Raw genomic sequence first — 22,311 nt, 5'->3', positions numbered from 1 at the left:
ATTATGACAGGCAGGTAATCCATGGCGACACTGAAAGGTGAGGTCAAAGCCTTCATCGTTCAGTCTCTTGCCTGCTTCGATACTCCATCCCAGGTGGTTGAGCTGGTCAAAAAAGAATTTGGCCTGAGCATCACTCGTCAGCAGGTCGAATCCCACGACCCGACGAAAGCAAACGGCAGGGGGCTGGCGCAGAAGTGGGTTGAGCTATTCCACGAAACCCGTAAGCGCTTCCAGACCGAATTAAGCGACATTCCGATCGCCAACAAAGCATATCGTCTCCGTGCACTTGACCGGATGATGACCCGAGCCGAGGGCATGCGAAACATGGCGCTGGCTGCTTCGCTGATGGAGCAGGCCGCCAAAGAGGTTGGCGACGCATACAGCAACAAACAGAAGGTCGAGCACACCAGCCCGGACGGAACCATGACGCCGCAGCCAACCATTATCCAATTATTACCCGTTGAGCCGAAAGCATGAGTGAAGCCGTTCAACTGCCGATCCCCGCGAAGCTTGCGCCACTGTTCACTGCGGTGAATAAGCGTTACCGGTGCTCTCACGGTGGGCGCGGCAGCGCCAAGACGCGCACATTCGCGCTGATGACTGCAGTAAAGGCGTATCAGTCGATGATGAACGGTGAAAGCGGCGTGGTGCTCTGCGCGCGTGAGTTCATGAACTCGCTGGAAGAGTCGAGCATGCAGGAGGTGAAACAGGCGATCCTGTCTGTTCCCTGGCTGGCCGCCAACTTTGATATCGGCGAGAAGTACATCCGCACCATCGACAAGAGCGTTAACTACGTGTTCTGCGGTCTGCGTCATAACCTCGACAGCATCAAGTCGAAAGCGCGCATCCTGCTCTGCTGGGTGGACGAGGCTGAATCAGTCAGCGAAATAGCCTGGCAGAAGCTGAGTCCTACGGTACGTGAAGAAGGCTCAGAGATTTGGGTGACGTGGAACCCGGAGCGCGACGGTAGCGCCACGGATAAGCGTTTCCGCAAAGAGGCTGGTGACGACTGCATAACCGTTGAGATGAACTATACGGATAACCCGTGGTTCCCCGACGTGCTGGAAGGTGAGCGACAGAATGATCAGCGCCGCCTCGATCCGGCAACATACGCATGGGTGTGGGAAGGTGCTTATCTCGAAAACTCTGATAAGCAGGTGCTGGCCGGTAAATACCGGATCGCTGAGTTCTCGGAAAACCTTTGGAAAGAAGCTGATCGCCTGTTCTTCGGTGCCGACTTCGGTTTCGCCAAAGACCCCAACACGCTTGTTCGCTCGTTCATCCTGCACAACCGGCTGTACATCGAATACGAGGCATACGGTCAGCAGACAGAGCTCGACCACATGCCAGAGCTGTACGACACGATTCCAGGCGCGCGGGACTGGCCCATCAAGGCCGACTCTGCGCGACCTGAGACAATCAGCTATCTCAAACGGCAGGGCTTCAATATCTCAGCCGCCGAGAAATGGCAGGGGAGCGTTGAGGACGGTATTGCACATCTTCGCGGATTCGACGAAATCATTATCCATCCGCGCTGCAAGAACGTAGCGCGTGAGGCCCGCATGTGGTCATACAAAACGGACCGCATCACCGGTGAGGTGTTGCCGAAGCTCGCCGATGGCTACGAGCACTGCTGGGACGGTATTCGCTACAGCCTCGACGGACACATTAAGCGTAAGGGCCTAATGGCCGGGATGATGATTCCGAAAAGACTACGTTGAAATTGTCCCTATAAATATTTCTGAAAAAATGCCGATTAAATACTGTCTTTCAATAGGAGGGAGTATGAATATTTGGTTTGGGTATTGTGAATCGCCACGCGTTTAACAGACACCTCAGAGTCATTTAAGATGACTTAAAGAGAGGTGCCCATGAGCGGTAAGCGTTATCCTGAAGAGTTTAAAACTGAAGCAGTCAAACAGGTTGTTGATCGCGGTTATTCTGTTGCCAGCGTTGCAACACGTCTCGATATCACCACCCACAGCCTTTATGCCTGGATAAAGAAGTACGGTCCGGATTCTTCCACTAATAAAGAACAGTCAGATGCTCAGGCCGAGATCCGCCGTCTCCAGAAAGAGCTGAAACGGGTTACCGACGAACGGGACATATTAAAAAAAGCCGCGGCGTACTTCGCAAAGCTGTCCGACTGAGGTACGCCTTTATCCGTGACAACTCCTGTTGCTGGCCTGTTCGCCTGCTCTGTCGGGTGCTGGATGTTCATCCCAGTGGTTTTTACGCCTGGCTTCAGCAGCCGCATTCACAACGCCATCAGGCAGACCTGAGACTGACAGGACAGATTAAACAGTTCTGGCTGGAATCGGGATGCGTCTATGGTTATCGCAAAATCCATCTGGATCTGCGTGACAGCGGGCAACAGTGCGGAGTAAACAGAGTCTGGAGACTGATGAAACGTGTCGGAATAAAGGCTCAGGTCGGATACCGAAGCCCGCGGGCACGTAAAGGCGAGGCCAGTATCGTGTCACCCAACAGGCTCCAGCGACAGTTCAATCCGGATGCTCCTGATGAGCGTTGGGTAACGGACATAACCTACATCAGGACCCACGAAGGCTGGCTGTATCTTGCCGTTGTTGTTGATCTGTTCTCACGCAAAATTATCGGCTGGTCCATGCAATCCCGGATGACAAAGGACATTGTCCTGAACGCACTGCTGATGGCTGTATGGCGGCGTAATCCCGAAAAACAGGTGCTGGTTCATTCGGATCAGGGCAGTCAGTACACAAGCCATGAGTGGCAGTCGTTCCTGAAATCACACGGCCTGGAGGGTAGCATGAGCCGTCGCGGTAACTGCCATGATAATGCGGTTGCAGAAAGTTTTTTCCAGTTGTTGAAACGTGAACGGATAAAGAAAAAGATCTACGGAACGCGGGAAGAAGCCCGCAGTGATATTTTTGATTACATCGAAATGTTTTATAACAGTAAGCGTCGGCATGGTTCTAGCGAACAGATGTCACCGACAGAATATGAAAACCAGTATTATCAACGGCTCGGAAGTGTCTAGATTATCCGTGGCGATTCATTGGATTGTTTATGCCGGTTCTGAAGATGGGTCTGATTTAGAAGGGAATGATTTCTATTCGACAGACTCACCTATAACTTCAATTGAAGCTATGGATGAGATGAGACATGCGATTGCAAAATCACATGGCGTTGCGCCGGACAGGATTTTGTTCAAATCTTTTAACCGGGTATAAAATAAATCACTCATAAAGGTCGCTCAGGCGGCCTTTTTTATTGCAATAAATCCACCAACGGACAATCCATGACTGACAAATTAACTCTCGCCGTCAACCATGCGTTGAACGATGCGCGGATGGCGCGCGCCCGTATGGGGCTGATGGCGCCAACTATGGGGCTGGACAACAAGCGCCACTCAGCATGGTGCGAATATGGCTTCCCTGAGCAGGTAACTTACGAAAACCTTTATGCCCTGTATCGGCGCGGTGGTATCGCTCACGGTGCCGTTGAGAAGCTGGTTGGCAAGTGCTGGCAGACTAACCCGGAAATCATTGAGGGTGATGATGCCGATGAGAGCAAGGATGAAACTGCCTGGGAGAAGAACACCAAAAAGGTTTTCACAAAGCGCCTATGGCGGGCCTTTGCTGAAGCTGACCGCCGCCGCCTGGTCGGTCGCTATGCTGGAATCCTGCTGCACATCAATGATTCCAGAGCGTGGGACCAGCCGGTTGTTCGTGGGAAGTCACTAAAAAAGGTGACGATCGCATGGGCCGGTTCGTTAACTGTCAGTCAATGGGTAACTGACGAGAAATCGGCAGACTACGGTCAGCCAAAGCAGTGGAAATACGTTGAGAGCCTGCCAAACGGCGGAACTAATCAGCGCCTCGTACATCCAGATCGCGTCTTCATCCTTGGTGACTACTCTAACGATGCCATTGGCTTCCTTGAGCCTCCTTATAACGCCTTTGTCAGTCTAGAAAAGGTAGAGGGTGGTTCTGGTGAATCGTTCCTGAAAAATGCATCAAACAAGCAGGCAATCAACTTTGATAAAGACATCGACTTTGCGAATTTGGCTTCGCTGTATGGCGTCTCGGTAGATGAGCTTCAGGAGCGCTATAACGAAGCAGCCAGAGAGCTGAATGTTGGTAACGATGTACTCCTGATTACCCAGGGCGCGCAGGTCACGTCGATGGTCTCTGCTGTTTCAGACCCGTCGCCTACTTACAATGTCAACCTTCAGACAGCCTCGGCCGGGGTGGATATTCCGGCGCGTATTCTTGTCGGCAATCAACAGGCTGAGCGTTCAAGCACTGAAGATCAGAAGTATTTCAACGGTCGCTGCCAATCACGGCGAGGTGATCTGTCATTCGAAATTGAAGACTTCAGTGACAAGCTCATCGACCTGAAAATCATTGATCCTGTCAGCGAAAAGACGGTTATCTGGGATGACCTCAACGAGCAGACTGGAACTGAGAAGCTCGCCAATGCAAAAACCATGGCTGAGATTAACCAGACGTTCCAGGGCAGCGGAGAAAATCCGGCATTCAGTCGCGAAGAAATTCGCACAGCTGCCGGTTATGAAAACGTCGATGAATTCCCGTTAGGAGAAGAGGATGTCGACGAAGAAGACGAAGCCACCGATTCTGCCGCGTAACTACCAGGATCCGACCGGAGCCGATGCGCTGGAACGCCGGGTAATGAAAGACTTCGCCAGGCGAATGAATAAGATTGGCAAAGCGTATAAATCAGCACTCGACAAAATACCTTCCTCCCTCGCAGTAAACGCCAGATACGAATACCAGCTAAACCCGACGCTACTCTCCATCATCCTGAACGATGCCAGTTACCTGGTTGATCAGGTGCTGCTTGAAGGTGGCGATTACGACCTGTGGTTTTACGAGTACATCGATCTGGCTTCGGAGAAAGGAACCGGTCAGTCATTCTACAACCTCAGCCAGCAATCTCCGGTGTACGCAGCCGGGCGTGAGTCTCTGGCTTCCATCCTCGCAAGCGACCCATACCAGCAACGCATGGCGCTGGTGCATGCCCGTGTGTTTGAGGAAATGAAAGGTCTGACTGCTGACGTTAAGCGAGATATGGCGCGCGTGCTGACTGATGGCGTGGGCCGTGGTCTGAATCCGCTGGACATTGCCCGCAACCTGACAGACCAGACCGGCATCGAGAAGCGCCGGGCGAACCGGATAGCACGCACTGAGGTTACCACTGCGCTGCGCCGGGCTCGATGGGATGAAGCTGAGTCATCAATGGATGATCTCGGCTTAAACATCAGGCTTCTCCACCTTTCCGCATTAAGCCCAACAACGCGAATAAAGCATGCTCTGAGACACGCGCACACATACACAGTTCAGGAGGTCAGGGACTGGTATGCCGTTGATGCTAACGCAATAAACTGCAAATGCAGCCAAGTGGAAGTTCTTGTTGATGCGGATGGTAAACCGCTTTATCCGAACGTCATCGAAATGGCTAAGAAGGAATTCGACAGTCATTGGAAAAAGATGAAGGTCAATCATTCAGTTTGTCACTGCTGCAAAAAGGCAGCTTGAGGTTACAACATGCCAATGCAGGTCAACATCACCACAAAGGTGAACAGCCAGTCTATCCGGCGCGAAACATACAACGGGCGTGAGCACCTGGTGCTGCCGAGTTACACGCTGCCGGCGAACGTCGTCATGAATGGCGGGCTGTACACGCAAGAGCAAATCGACGCCCACTATAAGGGGCTGGAAGGTACCCTGGCACCGCTTGGGCACCCTCAAGTTAACGGTCAGTTCGTGTCTGCTTTCTCCCCAGAGGGGATTAACGCAGGCCATATCGGCGCGTGGAACCGCAACGTTAAGAAGTCCGGTAATCGCATATACCTCGAAAAGTGGGTTGATGTGGCCCGTGCCAGCGAGTCTGAAGGTGGCAGGGAACTACTTGAGCGAGTCGCTGCCATTGAGCGCGGTGAAGACGTTCCGCCGATTCATACCAGTGTTGCCGCATTCCTCGACCAACTTGAACCCAACGATCAGCAGCGCGCCACAGGTGCTGAGTGGGTGGCAGATATCCACGGCATGGACCACGACGCGATCCTGCTGCACGAAGTCGGAGCCGCCACCCCTGAGCAGGGCGTTGGCCTGATGGTAAACGCCGATCTGGCGCAGCCGCTTAAAGCGAACTCCGGCGCGCTGGTGGGTGAATCCTACCGGGAGCGCGAACAGCGTCTTGATCGCGCAGCCAAAGCGAAGTTTGCTGCGGGCGCGGATGAATATGCCTGGGTTGCTGACTTCACTGATTCGCAGGTAGTTATCGTGCGAAATGGCGGCGATGCGCAGGTTTACGGCTATTCCGCTGATGGCGGGAAGATCGCTATCGACGATACCGGCACCGCAGTAGCGCGCCAGGAGTCGTGGGTGGCAGTCGTCGCTAACAAATTCAAAGCTCTATTCACACCGCAGGAACAGCCTGCACCAAACCACAAAACGGAGGGCGACATGCCTTTAACCAAAGAAGAACTGGAACAAATCGGCAGCATGATCGGCCAGGCTGTTGCGACCAATACTGAAGCGGCTATCAAGCCTCTCGCGGAAAAGGTTGATGCGCTACAGGCCAACCAGAAGCAACTCGCTGACACCCTGACCGCAAACTCACGCGCTGAAGAGAAAGCCAAGCGTGATGCGGTTGCCAAGGTCCATGGCGACATCGTGGCTAACGCGCTTTCTGGCGATGCCCTGGACGCCATGTTCAAGTCGCTGGGCGAAGCTGCTCCGCTGGGCACCAACAACGCACAGCAACACAAAGAAACCGGCGCACCTGCCGCTGACGAACACTTCAAGTAAGGAGCCGGAATAATGCCACGTTATCGTCGCGTTAATATCGACGGTCAGTCTCTGTACAAGACCGAAACCCGCACTACGGCGGCCGCGCTGCTTCCGGGCACCGCCGCAACCATCAACTCTTCCGATAAATTCGCTCAGGCCACCGCGCTAACCGGTCGCCTGTACATCATCGATGTCGGTTATCACCAGGGCCTGACCATCACCGAATCAATTCCTGCCGGTGATTCAGCTGTAGGCAACTACGTCGAAGAAGGCCGCGAGCTGGCGTTACGTTGCCTGCCTGGCGCGTATAAGAAAGACAGCCCGATCAAGCTGAGCACGGCCGGTCAATTCACACTTGCCACCTCCGACACTGATTCAGTGATCGGCTACAGCCAGGATGAATACACCATCGCAGCCAGCACCACAGACTTCATTCGCGTGCGCATGCGCGTTGGCACTGCCGCCGCAGCTGGCGCGTAACAAAAGGACAAACACATATGTACTTCTCTAAAGAGACGCTGGCGACTAACTCCCGCCTTGGCGGGCACTGGAACGAGCTGTGGGCAAACCGCAACATGTGGAACCTGCAGAACGACTCCATCATTGCGGCTAACCGCGCAATCATGACGCCTGACATGCTGGCATGTAACGCTGTTGGCGGTTTCTCCCGTGACTTCTGGGCTGAGATTGACAACCAGGTGCTGCAGCTGCGGGATCAGGAAGTTGGCATGGAAATCGTAAACGACCTGATCGGCGTTCAGACCGTGCTGCCGGTTGGTAAAACCGCCAAGCTGTATAACGTGATCGGCGACATCGCTGACGACGTGTCAGTAAGCATCGATGGTCAGGCGCCGTTCTCCTTCGACCACACTGACTACGCGAGCGACGGCGACCCGATTCCGGTGTTCACTGCTGGTTACGGTGTTAACTGGCGTCATGCTGCTGGCCTTAACTCTGTAGGCATTGATCTGGTTCTGGATTCGCAGATGGCGAAGATGCGCAAGTTCAACCAGAAGCGCGTCAACTACTACCTGAACGGCGATTCAAAAATTCAGGTTCAGTCCTACCCGGCGCAGGGCATTAAGAACCACCGAAACACCAAGAAGATCAACCTCGGTTCCGGTGCTGGTGGCGCGAGCATCGACCTGACCACCGCTGACATGACTGCGATCTTCGCATTCTTCGGTAAAGGGGCATTCGGTACAACCGCGCGCACCAACAAAGTCGCCGCATACGATGTGATGTGGGTTTCCCCGGAAATCTGGGCAAACCTGGCGCAGCCGTACGTGGTGAATGGCGTTGTAAGCGGCACTGTATTGCAGGCGGTTCTGCCGTTCGCGCCAGTGAAAGAAATCCGCATGAGCTTCGCGCTGACCGGTAACGAGTTTATCGCGTACGTTCGTCGCCGTGACGTGATCTCTCCACTGGTGGGTATGGCTGTAGGCGTTGTTCCGCTGCCGCGCCCACTGCCTAACGTTAACTACAACTTCCAGATTATGTCTGCTGAAGGTCTGCAAATCACCGCAGACGATCAGGGACTGTCCGGCGTTGTCTACGGCGCTAACCTGGCGTAAGGAAACAGCATGGCTAAATACGAAGTTGTGCGCCCATGGTTCGGCGTAAAGGTTGGCGACGTGGTGGAGTTGAAAGATCTTCACCCGGCGCTGAAGTCTAACGTCCGGCTGATGAAGGGCGAGGCTGGTGGCGAGCTGAAACCTGCGACACCTGATGCCGGTACCGGTGAAAAATCTCGCAAAGAGATCATTCAGGGCCGCCTTACTGAGTTGGGTATTGAGTTCAAAGGCAACCTGGGCGCTGAAAAACTCAGCGAGCTTTTGCCGGATGGCGAACTCGAAAAGCTTTTCCCTGCTGAATAACAGCCGCCGCTCAGGCGGTTTTTTTATGCCCCGCTCCGGCGGGGTATTTCACGGAGTCGATAATGGTAACTCTCGAACAGGCGAAGGAGTATCTGGAGAGCCAGGGAATTACCATTCCCGATTTTGTTCTTCAGGCTCTCGTCGACCAGGCCAACAGCATTCAGGAGTGTCTCGATGCGCATTATCCTACATCGACCGCGCTGCTGATTCAGCTCTATCTGCTGGCGCTTATGGGGCTCGGTCAGGGTGATAAATATATCTCAAGCCAGACGGCGCCGAGTGGTGCGTCGCGCTCGTTCCGGTACCAGTCGTTTACCGATCGCTGGAAGGCCTCGGTTAACCTCTTGCGCGGGCTGGCTAAGTACGGCTGCGCCACTGCCCTTATTCCTGCAGACCCTACCGCCGCCCCGGCATTCGCTGGTATCTGGATAGGAAAAGGCGGCTGCATGTGCGGGGATAAATGATGACGTACAAATCAGTTAAGCACGGGCTGCCGCGTTCATTCGTCCGCGTCTGGGTGATGACCGACACCGGGCGGGAGACTACCGGCTACGTTAAATCTGACGGTGAGTGGCATATCAACTGTGCTCGCATCCGGGCAACTGGCGCTAAAGTGCTGCGCTGGAAGGAGGGCTGATGTCGAGTATTGCTTCGTGGAGTTACACCGCGACAGCCACCATCTGGCGCAAGCTGGAAGGCAATGACGAATACGGCGACCCGCTTGGCTATGCCGAACCTGAACAAATCCTCTGTGATTACGAGGGTGGGCTCAGCAAGAAGTTAGCCAGCCTGGGTGCTGAAATTGTCGTTAAGAACACCGTCTGGACGGAGTTCGCGCTGGCGACCGCCGGTGATTATCTGCTTATTGGCGTTTCGACCGAGGCCGACCCGGTTGTGGCTGGTGCCGACGAGGTGCGCCAGGTTATCCGCTACGCCGACACATTCGAGCGCCTGGCGGATGATTATGCGATACTAACTGGCATCTAATCACGGGAGGCTTTATGGATATCGACCTGCTCACCATGTCTATCTCAGTGCTGGCGGTGGCTATTTCTGTTTACGCCGCCGCGCCGGTACGCATGAAGAAATTTAATCCGCCAGAGCGTAAACCTCTCAACCAGCTTCCTCCCGAGGTGAGAAAGCTCATTGAGAACGTTGATGAGCTTGAGCGGATAACAAAAAGTCTCTGAACAGGTCGCCATGGCGGCCTTTTTTATTGCCTGGAGAAAGCCATGGGCATCAAAGTGCGTGGCACTGCACGTGTTGAGCGCAATATTGACCGAATTCTGAATGATATTCAGGGTAGAAAAGTCATTCGCGCACTCCAGTCGGCGATGATTCTTGGGGCTGCTAGAGCGGCACTTTACACGCCGATCGATACCTCAGCACTTTTAAATAGCCAGTTTCGCGAAATCGTAACTGACGGAGCGGTAATTACAGGCAGGGTAGGTTACTCGACCAACTATGCCGTTTATGTTCATGACCCGGCCAACCCGCAGAGGTTCCGTCGCTCAACTGCTAAAAAGGAATTCCTCACTCTTGGGTTTGAAGAGGAGCGATCTGCCATCGATGATGTTGTGCGTAAGGAGCTTTCACTATGACACCCATGATGCACGAACGGGTGCGAAATATGTTCGGCGACGCCGGTCTAACGACCGGTTTCACGGTGCAACAGCTGATGTTTGATGACCCGGGCGACCTGTCGAAGGCGATCATGGTGTTCAGACCAAACGGCGGGTCGAACATCCGCACTGACCTCGGTTCTGAGTATCACGTCCTGGTCGACGTTGTCGGCGCAAAGGACAAGCGCAAAGACGCGCTCAACGCCGTGCAGCGCATCCTCGATTACGTCCATGCAAACCCCATGGCTGACGAGTGTGTCGGCTACATCCAGAACATGGGCGCAATTCCCGCGCCGGTGCTCACAGAAGAAGGGCGAATAGTCTTCCGATTGCAATTTGCCTGCACGTTTGGCGACTAGCCATTCCCAACCAAATAACCCGCTTCGGCGGGTTTTCTTTTATACGTCAAAGAGGAGTTTCACATGGCTAATTGCCAGAACTCGAACGAACGCCTGTTCGGCGGCGCGGTCGTGCTGGAAGTCGCCGATGGCTGCCCGGACGTCAAACCACTCGAAGGTGAGTGGATGGCGCTGGCCGCTGGTACGTCGAAGGGCTTCGACTTCAACCCGAACTCGGTTACCTCTGATGCGGATGACGGAGGCGGCTATGTCGAGACCATCATCACCAACAGTGATTTTACCCTGAGCTTCGAGGGTGAAGTGCGCAAGAAGGACAAACTGGATCAGTACGGCGTTGGCAAGTTCATCAAGTATTTCGCTGACGAGCTGAAGGCCAAGCGCCAGCCTGGTATCTGGGTGCGCATGGACTACGGCCCGGTCGAATTCATCGGCTACATGAACATCACGGCGCTGAGTTCGGACGGAGGTACCAACGATATCGTCACGTTCTCTACCGAGTTCAAAGTGGGCGATGCCAGCACAATCGAAGTCAACGAAGTGACGGCAGTGGCGGTGACCGGCGTAACGGTGACCCCTGCTACCAGCACCGGCGCGGCAGGCGGTACCAGTACCTTTACGGTGAATATCGCACCAACAGGCGCAACCAACAAAGACTTCACTGTAGCGACTACCGATGCGACAAAGGCAACGGCTACCGCATCCGGCAACACCGTTACCGTGACGCGTGTCGCCACCGGCAGCGCGCAGATCATCATCAACACTGTAGACGGCAATTTTGTGGCCGTGCATACGGTTACCGTTTCCTAACGGACATTACAAAGGGCGGCGTGCTGCCCTTGATAATGACCGTTTACTGGAAGGCTTATGACCGCTTTAACCGATATTGGCGAACTCTCCATCAGCGACAGCCGCGAAGGCGGGAAAGATTACCTGCTACGGCCTTCATTCGAGGCTATGACGAGGATCGGCACTCCGGAAGAGATTGTGCAGGCGTACGCCACCATACACGGCAATGATGTCGCTCAGCTAATTGAGGTTTGCGCTGGCACGCTGGGAGGATTTCCTGAATGGCTATCTCCATCATTCAACCGCGCTGCTGAGAAGCTTTTATCAACGTGCATGTTGGTGCTTCAGGCGTGCTGCGAGGAAGACCTGACGCCTATGATCGGCGAATGGAAGGGATGGCGGCATTGCGTCGTATACCGACCGGGACAGATGCCGAAGAACGACATCATCGTGCTGGCGCAGCACCTTATGCAGCATGGTGTCGTCGGCAAAGCTAAGGTCCGCCAGCTGCAGCGCCACGAAACAGGTGCGAGAACAAACGAATTTAAAGCCTTCGACTACATCAGCGCGGCGCGTACTCATTTTGGCATGATCCGCGAAGAAGCCTCTCAATTAACGATGACCGAATTTCAGATGCTTCTGTCGGCAAAATACCCAGAGCAGAAAGGCTTCACTCGCGATGAGTACGATGCGATCGCCGATGATTACATGGCGAAGAAAGCGAAGCGATTAGCCCTGGCGGAACGGGCCAAGTAAAAAAGAACACACCAAAACAACCCCTCTACGGCGGGGTTTTTTATTGCCCGGAGATTAGATTATGGCTGGTACTGTCAGCGCTGGAACGATTGTTTATGAAGTTGACATGGACACCGCCGGGATCATTCAGGGACGCCGGGATATCGATGCCGCGTTAAATGGTCTTAACGGTAGCATGGGTCGTCTTGAGGCGGGGTTAAACCGCACTGAACGATCCCTGTCTTCGATTGAAGGCACTATGTCCAGCTTAACTGGCGTCGCGAAAGCGCTCATTGCCGCTCTTTCTGTCCAGCAGGTTGGCGCATATGCTCAGGCATGGCAGGACCTCAGCAATAAACTGGCAAATGCCGTCAGGGATTCCGTACCGCCGTTTGAAACGCTGGCTGATGTCACAGAGCGTGTTTTTTACATCTCTCAAAAGACTCGCTCAGGTCTTGATGCCACGGCCACACTCTATGCGCGTCTGGAGCGTTCAACAAGAAGTTATGGCGTCAGTGTAGAGGACATTACCAGGCTGACAACCATTATTAACCAGGGTTTCGTGGTGTCAGGGTCAACAGCCGAGGAGGCAAGCAATGCAATCATTCAGCTTGCTCAGGGGCTGGCGTCCGGAGCATTGAGGGGTGATGAATTTAACTCTGTGAACGAGCAGGGGAACCGGCTCATGATTGCTCTGGCTGACTCTATGAATGTCAGCATCGGGGCGCTCAGAAACATGGCTGCAGAGGGCAAGTTAACCACTGAGGTGATCGTTAATGGCCTGCTCTCTCAGGGCGATAAAATTGGACAGGAGTTCGCTAAAACTACTGCGACGATCAGCCAGTCTCTTGAAATTGCCAACAACAATATCACGAAATTCTTTGGCGAGAATGCCACAGTAAAAACTGGCGTAAAAATATTCAGTGATTCAGTAATTTCTCTCAGTGAAAACCTGGACGCTCTCAGCACTACGCTCACGATTGTTGCTGGCGTAATGGGCGCGCGGTATGTCGGCGCTCTGACCATGGCTACCTCCGCGAAAATCGCTGATATCGCAGCATCTCGTAAGCAGGCTGTTGCAGAGAGTCAGGCGGCACAAGCAGCTTTGGTTGCCGCTAATTCTGCTCAGCGTAAGGCTCTGGCTGATAAAGAGGCTGCTCTTTCGTCTCTCGCTCTGGCCCAGGCTGAATATAACGTGGCCAAAGGTAGCGCTGCTGAAATGTTAGCGCTTGATGCCCTAATAGCTGCAAAAACTCGGGCAACTACCGTATCTCTCGCTCTTACTGAGGCTGAAACAGTCCAGGCTGCCGCATCAGCAAGGGCGGCGGCGGCGGCACGTGCAGCATCTGCTGGTATTGGACTTGCTCGTAATGCTCTTGCCCTCATAGGTGGTCCAGCTGGGGCGGCTATGCTCGCTGCCGGAGCGATCTTCTATTTCTGGCAGAAAGCCCAGCAGGCAAAAGAGGAGGCGATCGCCTTTGCTGACGGTCTGGATAAGCTAAATGCGTCAATGACGTCAATGAGTAACACCCAACTGCGCGGCACGATTGCAGATGCCAATAATTCTATACGAGCCCAGAAAGAGGCTGTTGCAGACCTGCAGGGTGAAGTTGACTCGCTGAGAGACAGATATCAGAACTTTACCCCGGCAGCGCAGGAAGTTGCTGAATCTATGGGGCAAGGTACAGACTTCGCCCGCCAACAGGCGGAAGTGTCTGATGAACTGGCTCGTAAGACGCGAGACCTTGAGGCCGCTAAAGATAAATTATCCCGAACAGAAGAAACCGCCTCAGAGGCGACTCGCACGCTCACGAACAACATGCTCACGGCGATGGGAGTTCATGATCAACTCATCGAAAAATCTTGGTCTCTTGAGCAGGTTCAGGGTGCCGTAGCGAAAGCCTTTGGAGAGACAGCTGATGAAATAAACCGAGCTAATCAGGCTGGAAAAAGCTTCGACCCCAAAGCGCTGCAGATATCTCCCGCGACCAAGGAGGGCGATAAAGTTATCGCTACTCTGGAAGAGCAGAATGAATTACTTAAAATTCAGGATGAGAGAGCGCGGGCGATAGCCAAAGCCAGGATGCAGGCTGCCAGGGTCACTGACAATCAGAATCAAATCTCTGCAGCTGGCAGGCTGGCTGCTGAAAATTATGATTTAGAGAAGTCAGAAGAAGCCAGAAAAAAATCTCAACAAGAGAGTGAGCAGCAGGGGAAAAAATCAGCGTCTTCTGCTGAGTCGGTTGCTCAGAAGCTGGCTAACCTGAAACAGCAAGCAGAACTGGCGGCGGGGTCAACTCAAGAACTCAGCAGAGAGCAGGCCATATTACGTGCTCAGCAGTCACTGGGTAATTCTGCAACCCAGGAGCAAATCAAAAAGGCCGGTGAATATGCAGCAAAAGCATGGGATGCATCAGCGGCAGCCAAAGGGGTAACAGAAGCACTTAAGGCAATGCCTTTACAGGCGGAGAATAAATCCTACGCCGAATCCATGCAAAATCTGAAGGCCGCACTGAACGCTGGGAAAATAGATCTCAAGGAGTATAACGCTGCCACGGAGAAAATGGCGCTCGAGCACCAGAATAACCTCGCCAAGATTAACGCCCAGGCCACAGTCAATCCGGTAGCTTCTGCCCGAGCCGAAGTTGACCCGGTACAGCAACTGGTGAACGAAAATAACCAGAAGTTAGCCCTGATGCAGCAATATCAGCAGCAGGAACAGGCGATACTCCAGCAAAGTTACCAAAAAGGGAAAATAAATTACGATCAGTTCGTTGCTGCAAAGGCAGCTACCGATGCCCAGTACCTTGCCTTAAAGACTGCGCAGGAAAACCAGTTCAATGAGCAGATGACAGCCGCTCAGTGGCAATTGCTCAGTCAGCAAGGTCTTGGTTATGAAATGCTGACAAGCGCGGTGGATGCGTTTTCAGGTAATGCATCTAATGCGTTAACCGGGCTGATCACCGGAACGATGTCAGCGCAGGATGCTATGCGTTCGCTCGGGAATACGATGCTGAACAGCGTGGTCAATGCGCTAGTCCAGGTTGGGGTTGAGGCACTCAAAAACTTCATTATCGGTCAGACATTGGGCGCAGCAGCTACTGCTGCTGGAGCATCTCAGGCGGCGATTCTCGCTTCGGCCTGGGCTCCAGCAGCTGCCCTTGCGAGTCTGGCATCATTCGGCGCGAACTCTGTTCCCGCAATGGCCGGGATAGCTTCAACCGTAGGGTTGTCGAAGACGCTGGCGGTTGCTGGCGCAAGGAAGAACGGTGGATCTGTATCTGCTGGCAGCATGTACCAGGTCGGCGAAGGCGGCATGCCGGAGATTTACCAGGCCAGCACCGGTAAGCAGTACATGATACCGGGCGACAATGGCAGGGTGATCAGCAATAAGGACATGACTGCCGGAGGCGGTGGAATTCAGGTTAGCGTCATATTCAATGATATGTCATCAGGACAGCATATGTATGACGCCAGAGCCACGCAAGCTGGAAATACTCTGACTGTCGAGGCGTTCGTTGCCGATATGAACAATGGGGGCATTATGAGTCAGGCAATCACAGGAAATACTACTGCCAAACGCACGCCAAGGGGTCAGGGCTGATGCCAATTATCGACTATCCCGACTGGCTGCCGCTGGCGCAGAAGGCCAGCAAAAACATGACGCTCGATACCGGGTTCCAGACCGATCAGCCAGCGGTCGGCCCGGCTATCTTCCAGAGCCTTACTGACGACCTGAAAGTGACATGGTCCCTGACGTGGATCTTCACTCTCGACCAGGAGCGCGCTTTTCAGCAGTGGCTGCGGAGCCCTAACTACCTCAATCGTGGCCTGAACTGGTTCCGGATGAGTATCAATCTGGGCGGTAGTGGCCTGCAACTCCAGGAACTTCACTTCACGCAGATGCCAGTGCAAACCAGTATCGACGGCGGAGTGGTGACCTGGACGGGAACCGTAATTGCTAACCATCTGTACAACGCCGACGATGAGTTCGACGACATCATTGTTGAACTGCCGCCGCCGTGGGATTCGTGGCTGGATATCGTTGTCACTGGTTATCCGGACGGGCGCGATCCGGAATCACTACCGAGGGTGCCGTAATGCCGAGCCTAAGGGAGTACAAGCAACAGCGCCCGATTCGCGGCAGTTACGACACAATTACCTTTTACCATCCTTCCTTCGGTTATGTGCGTCTGGTAGACAAACAGTTCTTCGAGAAAACGCTTGCAGGTCAGGTATACAAACCAGCGCGCTTTGAAATCGAAGAGAGTCAGCAGAGCGGCACGCCAGTGATCGACGCCACTGTTAAGTTAGGGCGGCTTTCATCAGATATCAAAACGCTGATGAAAAAATGGAAGGGCGTGACAAGGTTGTCACCAATCACCGCTACCAGGCAGATTTTCGATAGCGGAGACACATCAGCGCCTATGAAAAACTGGACGCTTTTTGTGAAGACTGTTGACGTTGATTCAGATGCCGCATCTGTAACCCTTTCCATTACTAACCCATTAAACAACAACATCGGTCGCCTTTATGATCCAGTCGAATACACGGGGCTTCAGTACCTCTGATTTTATCAGAATGATGATCGGCGTACCGTGGGCTAACCGGGCCTGTTCGTTCGAAAAGGTGGATTGCTGGGGGCTGGTGGTGCTGTATTACCGGAACGTTCTCGGTATAGAGCTGCACCAGACACCGGACTACGAAGCCGGTGAGGACTTCTTCACCTGTTATCAGGGTGACGTCGTCTTCTGGCGCCAGGTCGATAAACCGATCGAAGGCGGGATATTCGTCGGGTACCGCGGCGCGCAACCGGCGCATGTTGGTCTGGTACTGAACCGGCAGGCGCTGCACTCGCGTGGAGAGAACGGAAGCGTGCGCATGGACTCGTTGCTGGTCATTCAGCGGGCATTCACTAAAGTGGAGTTTTTTTCTTATGGCGTTGATTGAGCTTCAGCGTTTCCCGGGAACGCCAAAAGAACGCTACAGGGTGCCAAACGGCACCCTTTTTTATGACTGGCTGGCGACCAATGACGCTACTTTCCACCGCGACCTGCTGATCGTCCGCAATGGTGTGAAGCTGGGCGACGATGACGAGCTGGCGTTTGAGTTGAGCGAACTGGACCACATCCAGATATTCGACCAGCCAAAGGGTATTGTCGGCGACATCCTGAGCCCGATATTTAAAGTGGTGGGTCAGGTGTTTTCATTCCTGGCGCCGAAGCCCGCTATAGCAAACAGCGGCGGTAATACCGTAGATTCGCCCAACAATAGCTTGACCGGTCAGACAAACACCGCGCGCGTCTACAAAGCCAAGCCGGATATCTACGGCCAAATCCGTTCTTTCCCGGATCTGATTCAGGAATCGGTATTTGAATACGTTCACCAGACGTCTACAGACGGCGGCCTGAAGTACGTTACAGAGTGGATGTGCATCGGGATTGGCAAGTACGACTACGAGTCCGTGCGCTACTCAGAATCCAGTCTGGGCTCTCTGGCCGGCGCCGAGTTCCAGTTCTTCCAGCCTGGCGAAGTAATCCCGCAGATCGTCGAAGGTTACGGGTTTGATGATGTCGACGGGCAGGAGGTTCCCGGGCAAAACGAGGCCAGCGATTTTCCGGTAGAGAGCGCTACTGCAACAACCGTGGTCAGCGGTACGTACTCCGGCGGCCAGATAGCGATGAAAATCGTGAAGCAGGCCGAGTTCGATTACTTCATGGGGCTGGTTCTGCCGCACGCGGTTACCTTCACCATCAACGTGACGTACAGCACCGCCTCCGGCAACGTTACTACCGATGCGACATTCTCCGGTACGCTGATCTCTGCCGTTGAAACAAACGACGGAGCCGTGGTTAACCCGGTGCGCTGGTACACGTTTACGATGAACCAGCTTGATGGTCCACAGGATATCCCGTCTAACGCGACGATAAACACCACGAAGTTCATCCTCAATGACAACGAGGCTCTGATCGTCGGACCGTTCTTCTCTCCTGTCGAGTCAACGCAGTTGTGGCTGCATACCCAGTCTAGCCTTGGAGGAAATAAGGAAACGAACTGGAAGGTAGTCATCTGGAAAATCGACGACGATTATAACCAGGTGCCAGGCACCCAGCAGACTTTCACATACCGGCAGACGACACCGCATGACTCAACAAGTGAGGTGTTCTACCGCACAGACAAAATCACACCGTCCGGCGGCTTTGGTAAATACGCGGTCAGCTTCCAGCGCACGGATAACTCCAGCGACGCGTCTCTGTTGAAAGTCGAAGAGATCCACAGCATCAATATCCGGACAAACGTTGTTCACCCTACAGACACTCTGGTACGGGTGAAGGTGAGGGCGACCGAGAACGCACTGGGTAGCCGTGAGCGCAAATATAACGCTCTGGTTACGCGACACACCATAACGTACGACCTTGAGACGCAGACAGTAGATTACACGCTGCGACCGTCTCGCTCGTTCGCTGACGCGGTGACGCACACCTGGCTGATTATGGGTGAGCAGCCGGTAAGCAGCATTGACCTGTACGGGTTGTATTCGATCGCTGAAAGCCTTCCTGATGAGCGGCTGGGTTACTTCGACTATACTTTCGACGACGAGAACGACTCACTGGGAGACCGCGTGCAGGCGATCTGCAATGCAGCGTCGGTGGTAGCGTACTGGGATGACGGTGTGCTGACGTTCACTCGGGATCAGAAAGTTGATTACCCGGCTGCCGTTTTCAACCGGGCTAACATGAAGACGGACGAGTACAAAATGACGTACGAGGCCACACTTCCAGGTGGTTATGACGGTGTGCAGGTATCCTACGTTCACCCGACCACGAACAACAAGACGTACATCAACTACCGCGTTCTGAACGGCTCCATCGTTGAACAGGAAGCGGAGAACCCGAACAAACTGGAGATAGTCGGCTTCCGCAATGAGTACCAGGCGCGAGAGCGCGCGCTGCGCGAAACGAAACGCCTGATTTACTCCAGGGTGAAGATGAACGCCAAAGTGTTCGAGGACGGTATTATCCAGGTCGGTAGCGTCGTGCAGATAGCTGATATTTACGACAGCAACCAGCAGCAGGGTTATATCACCGGCCGCGCCGGGAATAACTTCGACACCAGCGAGCCGATCACGTTTGCCGGTTCGATGTATGTGCTGGTGACCGACAGTCTGGGCAACCCAACCCTGCGCTATCCGGCCACCGCCCGCAGCGATACCAATTACGGATTCACCGCGGCTGTTCCCAATATTCAGCTCAACATCTGGAACGGAGATACAGTGCAACTCCCGTCGCGTTATCTCATCGCGACAGTGGAAGAACTGGACAGCCAACTATGGACGGTCAACAGCATCAAACCGAACACCGATAACACAGTCTCCCTGACTGTCGCGGAATACAGCGACGCCATCTACCAATAAGACATTTCCCGACAATCCCAACCCGGCCACTGCGCCGGGTTTTTTTATGGAAAATATATGACCACTACACCAACAAATCTTCCAGTTCCAAGTGAATCACCTATCGACCTGAAGTTTAATGCCGGGAAGATTGATGAATTTGTTACGTCTGATGATCATGATTATGTTGACAGATTTGGCGATAAACATCGTACAATTGCGGGAATAAATTTCGATGCGAATCAGGCAATTCTGAATTATGGCTATATCACGAAGGATTCTTTTGAAGATGGCGGCACCCTTAGCCTTGCTAACGAGTGCCTGCGCTTCGAGGCCACAGGAGAATATTACCGCTGGGACGGTGACTTCCCCAAAGTAGTTCCCCCTGGTTCTACACCTGATAGTACTGGGGGAATAGGTGCTAAAAAATGGATCTCTGTAGGCTTTGCTGCCTTAAAGGATGCCTTGGGAAGAAAGGATGGATTTAAGTTAATTGGCTCTTGCTCAAGCATGACAGAACTGAGAACTGTTGTGCCTGAGTATGACGGGCAGAAAATCCTGCTGCTTGGTTATTACGCTGATCGCCCTGCCAGCAAACTGGAGACATATGTCTGGTCTGCGACATCAACTGCCACTGATGATGGCGGCAGGGTGGTTGCGGCCAATGGCGTAACGACAGGGCGCTGGATCATTCAGCAGTCAGGTAATGTCTTTGACGCCAGGGTTTTTGGTATTCGTCCTGAAGCTACTTATTCCGGCTCAATGACTGACAGCGCGGCTATGTTTGCTAAAGCTCAGGCAAGCGTTGGTACGAATGGTGTTATTCATTTCCCTTTGCCTGACGGGTGGACGAGCGCCCACTATCTGATTGATGCGGCGTACTCGTATAACTGGGCGCAGTCATGGATTTCTTCAGACCCCGGAGTTGTCATCCATAATGGAGCAACGAACGACGACGAAGGCAAGAAACCACGCCTTAAAAGTGACGTTGTTTTTAACCAGACCACACCCACTTCAAGTACTGATTACACCACTAAACGCGGCTCGAATGATTACGATCTAAAGTCTGCAATCGCAACTGCTATCGCCACGGCAGTGAACGGAATTGGAGCGAAAACGCTACCAATGAACTTTACGCAAACCGCACGCGCAATTCAGTATAGCTCTCTTGATGCCAACTCATCCGGTATCAACTACACATACACGGGTACGGGTATGACAATTCAGGCAGACCAAATTTTCTGGTCAGATGCATCGGCTGCAGGATCGTCATGGCAGGGTGTGAGCTTCGCGCTTAAAACAGGGTCAGAGTTTGAAGTACTGCTGGAGAATACTGGTAATGGTTCCTCAGGAACGATTTTTGTAGGAGCAAAAATGTTGGGGCATGCTGGCGGGTCTAGCTCAACCCTGGGTATGCGCATGACCATTACTACTACAACTGCCGATACTGATAGCACGAACATCGTATTCACTAATGGTAACACCACCGTAAGAACGATAACTGTATATCATCCTGCTGAAATCATTAAGGCTGGTGCCAATAATGGGGTGCGTGCAGGTGTTCGCATGCTTGATACAAGAAAAATAGGGCTAACTTTAAACGGTAAGCTGATCCACATAATGAGCACTTCGAGCACTCTTGTTCGAGAAGGCATCATAGTTATGGATCAGAATGCCCGCAGTAGTATGCGTATCAAGTATGGGTATCATAAAAACCGCAAGCTGAACCCATATGCAATGCCAAAGACGCTTACCTGTGTCGGAGACAGCATAACCCGAGGTGCGCGATCATCGAATGAATGGCCGCGCCTGTTAGAGGCCTATGGCGAGCACATGCCTGGCATCGGACGAATCAGATCGGTTACCAACACGTCAGTTTCAGGGTGGCGTCTTCGTGATTTTGTTATCAATATTGCCAACTATAACTTCACCGGCTCTGACTATGTTCTCATTCAACTGGGAACAAATGACTGTCAGGGTAATGTTGGGTTGTCGCAGTATTACAATGACGTTGTTACTTTCGGGAATAAGGTTCTTTCCGATGGAGCATTCCCGATTTTTGGTATGTTCCCTAAATATACATCTTCCACTATTACTGGCGGCGGCAATGCACCAGTGAACATGTTACAGATCGCTCAATACCAGGCAGTTCTTCGCTGGGCGTGTGATGCAAATGGATTCGCTTTGGCGTTTCCTGACGATTTCTTTGGGGAAAACTACGGGTATTTAGGGGCATTTAACAACACTGACAGGTTTAGTGATATGTGGATGAATGACAATATCCACCCAAACACAAGGGGGCAAATAGCTATAGCCGCTGCATTTATGTCGGCACTTTCCCGTGAGCTTACATCTCCGAGTGAAGCTTCCATCTCGCATCTTGCCAATCTGGCAAGCGGGGTAACGGCTTACGCAGAAACCACTTATGGCCTTCCTACTGTTTCCAGAATTGATGACACGGTATACATTACTGGTGCCATAGTTGGTGGGGCAGTTAACACGTCTGTCATGAGTATTCCTGATTTTGCACTACCTCCACAGCAGGTTGCTGCTACTTGTTTTTCCAGGGATGCAGGGGCTTTGGGTGTCTGTCAGGTTTACGCAAGGCCAAATGGACAGTTAGTTGTGGGAGAGCAGTATAAGAGCGCTACTGCAGGTTGGACTGAAATAAACATCTCATACAAAGTGTAAAAATATCAGGCCCACTCAGGTGGGCTTTTTATTATTTTGTGCTATGACCAT

24 protein-coding genes are annotated in these 22,311 nt (G+C 53.1%); all 24 read left to right on the top strand.

What is annotated here, in order from left to right; all coding sequences use genetic code 11:
- The first annotated feature begins 21 nt into the window (after positions 1 to 21).
- The 24 genes from ACQG19_RS15400 to ACQG19_RS15285 all read left to right on the top strand — a co-directional run bounded on the left by ACQG19_RS15400 (position 22) and on the right by ACQG19_RS15285 (position 22,260).
- Positions 22 to 477, top strand: a complete 456-nt coding sequence (locus ACQG19_RS15400; protein ID WP_252073423.1) for a DUF2280 domain-containing protein — start codon at positions 22 to 24, stop codon at positions 475 to 477.
- Complete coding sequence (locus ACQG19_RS15395) at positions 474 to 1,721, top strand: PBSX family phage terminase large subunit (protein ID WP_311379353.1); 1,248 nt, start codon at positions 474 to 476, stop codon at positions 1,719 to 1,721. Before ACQG19_RS15400 ends, ACQG19_RS15395 begins: the two co-directional genes overlap by 4 nt.
- Before the next feature lie 150 nt (positions 1,722 to 1,871).
- A protein-coding gene (locus ACQG19_RS15390; protein WP_085949497.1) for an IS3 family transposase occupies positions 1,872 to 3,019 on the top strand; the annotation gives its coding sequence in 2 pieces (ribosomal slippage) (positions 1,872 to 2,109 and positions 2,109 to 3,019; 1,149 coding nt in all).
- Positions 2,982 to 3,212: a hypothetical protein gene (locus ACQG19_RS15385; protein ID WP_426725942.1), complete on the top strand. Its 231-nt coding sequence runs from the start codon at positions 2,982 to 2,984 to the stop codon at positions 3,210 to 3,212. Before ACQG19_RS15390 ends, ACQG19_RS15385 begins: the two co-directional genes overlap by 38 nt.
- Before the next feature lie 68 nt (positions 3,213 to 3,280).
- On the top strand, positions 3,281 to 4,630 hold the full coding sequence (locus ACQG19_RS15380; protein WP_311379350.1) for an anti-CBASS protein Acb1 family protein: 1,350 nt from the start codon (positions 3,281 to 3,283) through the stop codon (positions 4,628 to 4,630).
- Positions 4,590 to 5,540, top strand: a complete 951-nt coding sequence (locus tag ACQG19_RS15375) for a phage minor head protein (protein ID WP_426725941.1) — start codon at positions 4,590 to 4,592, stop codon at positions 5,538 to 5,540. The genes ACQG19_RS15380 and ACQG19_RS15375 overlap by 41 nt, the downstream gene beginning before the upstream one ends.
- A 9-nt stretch (positions 5,541 to 5,549) precedes the next feature.
- Positions 5,550 to 6,815 (top strand): hypothetical protein, encoded by a 1,266-nt coding sequence (locus ACQG19_RS15370; protein ID WP_426725940.1) that lies wholly within the window; start codon positions 5,550 to 5,552, stop codon positions 6,813 to 6,815.
- Positions 6,816 to 6,827: 12 nt separating this feature from the next.
- Positions 6,828 to 7,277 carry a phage cement protein gene (locus ACQG19_RS15365; RefSeq protein ID WP_426725939.1) on the top strand — a complete coding sequence of 150 codons (450 nt, stop codon included), beginning with the start codon at positions 6,828 to 6,830 and terminating at the stop codon, positions 7,275 to 7,277.
- A gap of 17 nt (positions 7,278 to 7,294) precedes the next feature.
- Positions 7,295 to 8,371 (top strand): major capsid protein, encoded by a 1,077-nt coding sequence (locus ACQG19_RS15360; protein WP_426725938.1) that lies wholly within the window; start codon positions 7,295 to 7,297, stop codon positions 8,369 to 8,371.
- 9 nt (positions 8,372 to 8,380) lie between these two features.
- Positions 8,381 to 8,674, top strand: a complete 294-nt coding sequence (locus tag ACQG19_RS15355; RefSeq protein WP_013095984.1) for a hypothetical protein — start codon at positions 8,381 to 8,383, stop codon at positions 8,672 to 8,674.
- 62 nt (positions 8,675 to 8,736) lie between these two features.
- Positions 8,737 to 9,138, top strand: a complete 402-nt coding sequence (locus ACQG19_RS15350) for a DUF7370 family protein (protein WP_426725937.1) — start codon at positions 8,737 to 8,739, stop codon at positions 9,136 to 9,138.
- Entirely contained in the window at positions 9,135 to 9,311 is a 177-nt protein-coding gene (locus tag ACQG19_RS15345; protein WP_235424902.1) for a hypothetical protein, read from the top strand. Before ACQG19_RS15350 ends, ACQG19_RS15345 begins: the two co-directional genes overlap by 4 nt.
- A complete protein-coding gene (locus ACQG19_RS15340) occupies positions 9,311 to 9,661 on the top strand; it encodes a hypothetical protein (protein WP_426725936.1) in 351 nt (116 codons plus the stop codon). Before ACQG19_RS15345 ends, ACQG19_RS15340 begins: the two co-directional genes overlap by 1 nt.
- A 14-nt stretch (positions 9,662 to 9,675) precedes the next feature.
- Positions 9,676 to 9,864: a hypothetical protein gene (locus ACQG19_RS15335; RefSeq protein WP_161657141.1), complete on the top strand. Its 189-nt coding sequence runs from the start codon at positions 9,676 to 9,678 to the stop codon at positions 9,862 to 9,864.
- A 42-nt stretch (positions 9,865 to 9,906) separates the two neighbouring features.
- The gene (locus ACQG19_RS15330; protein WP_045336300.1) at positions 9,907 to 10,275 is read left to right on the top strand and encodes a hypothetical protein; all 369 of its coding nucleotides are present in this window, start codon (positions 9,907 to 9,909) and stop codon (positions 10,273 to 10,275) included.
- On the top strand, positions 10,272 to 10,655 hold the full coding sequence (locus ACQG19_RS15325; RefSeq protein ID WP_426725935.1) for a phage tail termination protein: 384 nt from the start codon (positions 10,272 to 10,274) through the stop codon (positions 10,653 to 10,655). The genes ACQG19_RS15330 and ACQG19_RS15325 overlap by 4 nt, the downstream gene beginning before the upstream one ends.
- Before the next feature lie 63 nt (positions 10,656 to 10,718).
- Entirely contained in the window at positions 10,719 to 11,462 is a 744-nt protein-coding gene (locus ACQG19_RS15320) for an Ig-like domain-containing protein (RefSeq protein ID WP_350362777.1), read from the top strand.
- Positions 11,463 to 11,519: 57 nt separating this feature from the next.
- Complete coding sequence (locus ACQG19_RS15315) at positions 11,520 to 12,197, top strand: DUF6246 family protein (protein ID WP_045347721.1); 678 nt, start codon at positions 11,520 to 11,522, stop codon at positions 12,195 to 12,197.
- A 61-nt stretch (positions 12,198 to 12,258) separates the two neighbouring features.
- Positions 12,259 to 15,780: a tape measure protein gene (locus tag ACQG19_RS15310; RefSeq protein ID WP_426725934.1), complete on the top strand. Its 3,522-nt coding sequence runs from the start codon at positions 12,259 to 12,261 to the stop codon at positions 15,778 to 15,780.
- Entirely contained in the window at positions 15,780 to 16,277 is a 498-nt protein-coding gene (locus ACQG19_RS15305) for a hypothetical protein (protein WP_048223799.1), read from the top strand. Before ACQG19_RS15310 ends, ACQG19_RS15305 begins: the two co-directional genes overlap by 1 nt.
- Positions 16,277 to 16,747 carry a hypothetical protein gene (locus ACQG19_RS15300; protein ID WP_058681662.1) on the top strand — a complete coding sequence of 157 codons (471 nt, stop codon included), beginning with the start codon at positions 16,277 to 16,279 and terminating at the stop codon, positions 16,745 to 16,747. Before ACQG19_RS15305 ends, ACQG19_RS15300 begins: the two co-directional genes overlap by 1 nt.
- A gap of 13 nt (positions 16,748 to 16,760) precedes the next feature.
- The gene (locus ACQG19_RS15295) at positions 16,761 to 17,126 is read left to right on the top strand and encodes an NlpC/P60 family protein (protein WP_426725994.1); all 366 of its coding nucleotides are present in this window, start codon (positions 16,761 to 16,763) and stop codon (positions 17,124 to 17,126) included.
- The gene (locus ACQG19_RS15290; RefSeq protein ID WP_426725933.1) at positions 17,113 to 19,590 is read left to right on the top strand and encodes a host specificity factor TipJ family phage tail protein; all 2,478 of its coding nucleotides are present in this window, start codon (positions 17,113 to 17,115) and stop codon (positions 19,588 to 19,590) included. The genes ACQG19_RS15295 and ACQG19_RS15290 overlap by 14 nt, the downstream gene beginning before the upstream one ends.
- Before the next feature lie 57 nt (positions 19,591 to 19,647).
- A complete protein-coding gene (locus ACQG19_RS15285) occupies positions 19,648 to 22,260 on the top strand; it encodes a GDSL-type esterase/lipase family protein (protein ID WP_426725932.1) in 2,613 nt (870 codons plus the stop codon).
- Positions 22,261 to 22,311 lie beyond the last annotated feature (51 nt).

The sequence above is a fragment of the Enterobacter cloacae complex sp. 277I4 genome, assembly GCF_050031465.1.
GTDB classification, from domain to species: domain Bacteria; phylum Pseudomonadota; class Gammaproteobacteria; order Enterobacterales; family Enterobacteriaceae; genus Enterobacter; species Enterobacter cloacae.
The sequence above is the reverse complement of the archived record's forward strand: the minus strand, read 5'-3'. Positions and strand labels throughout refer to the sequence as shown.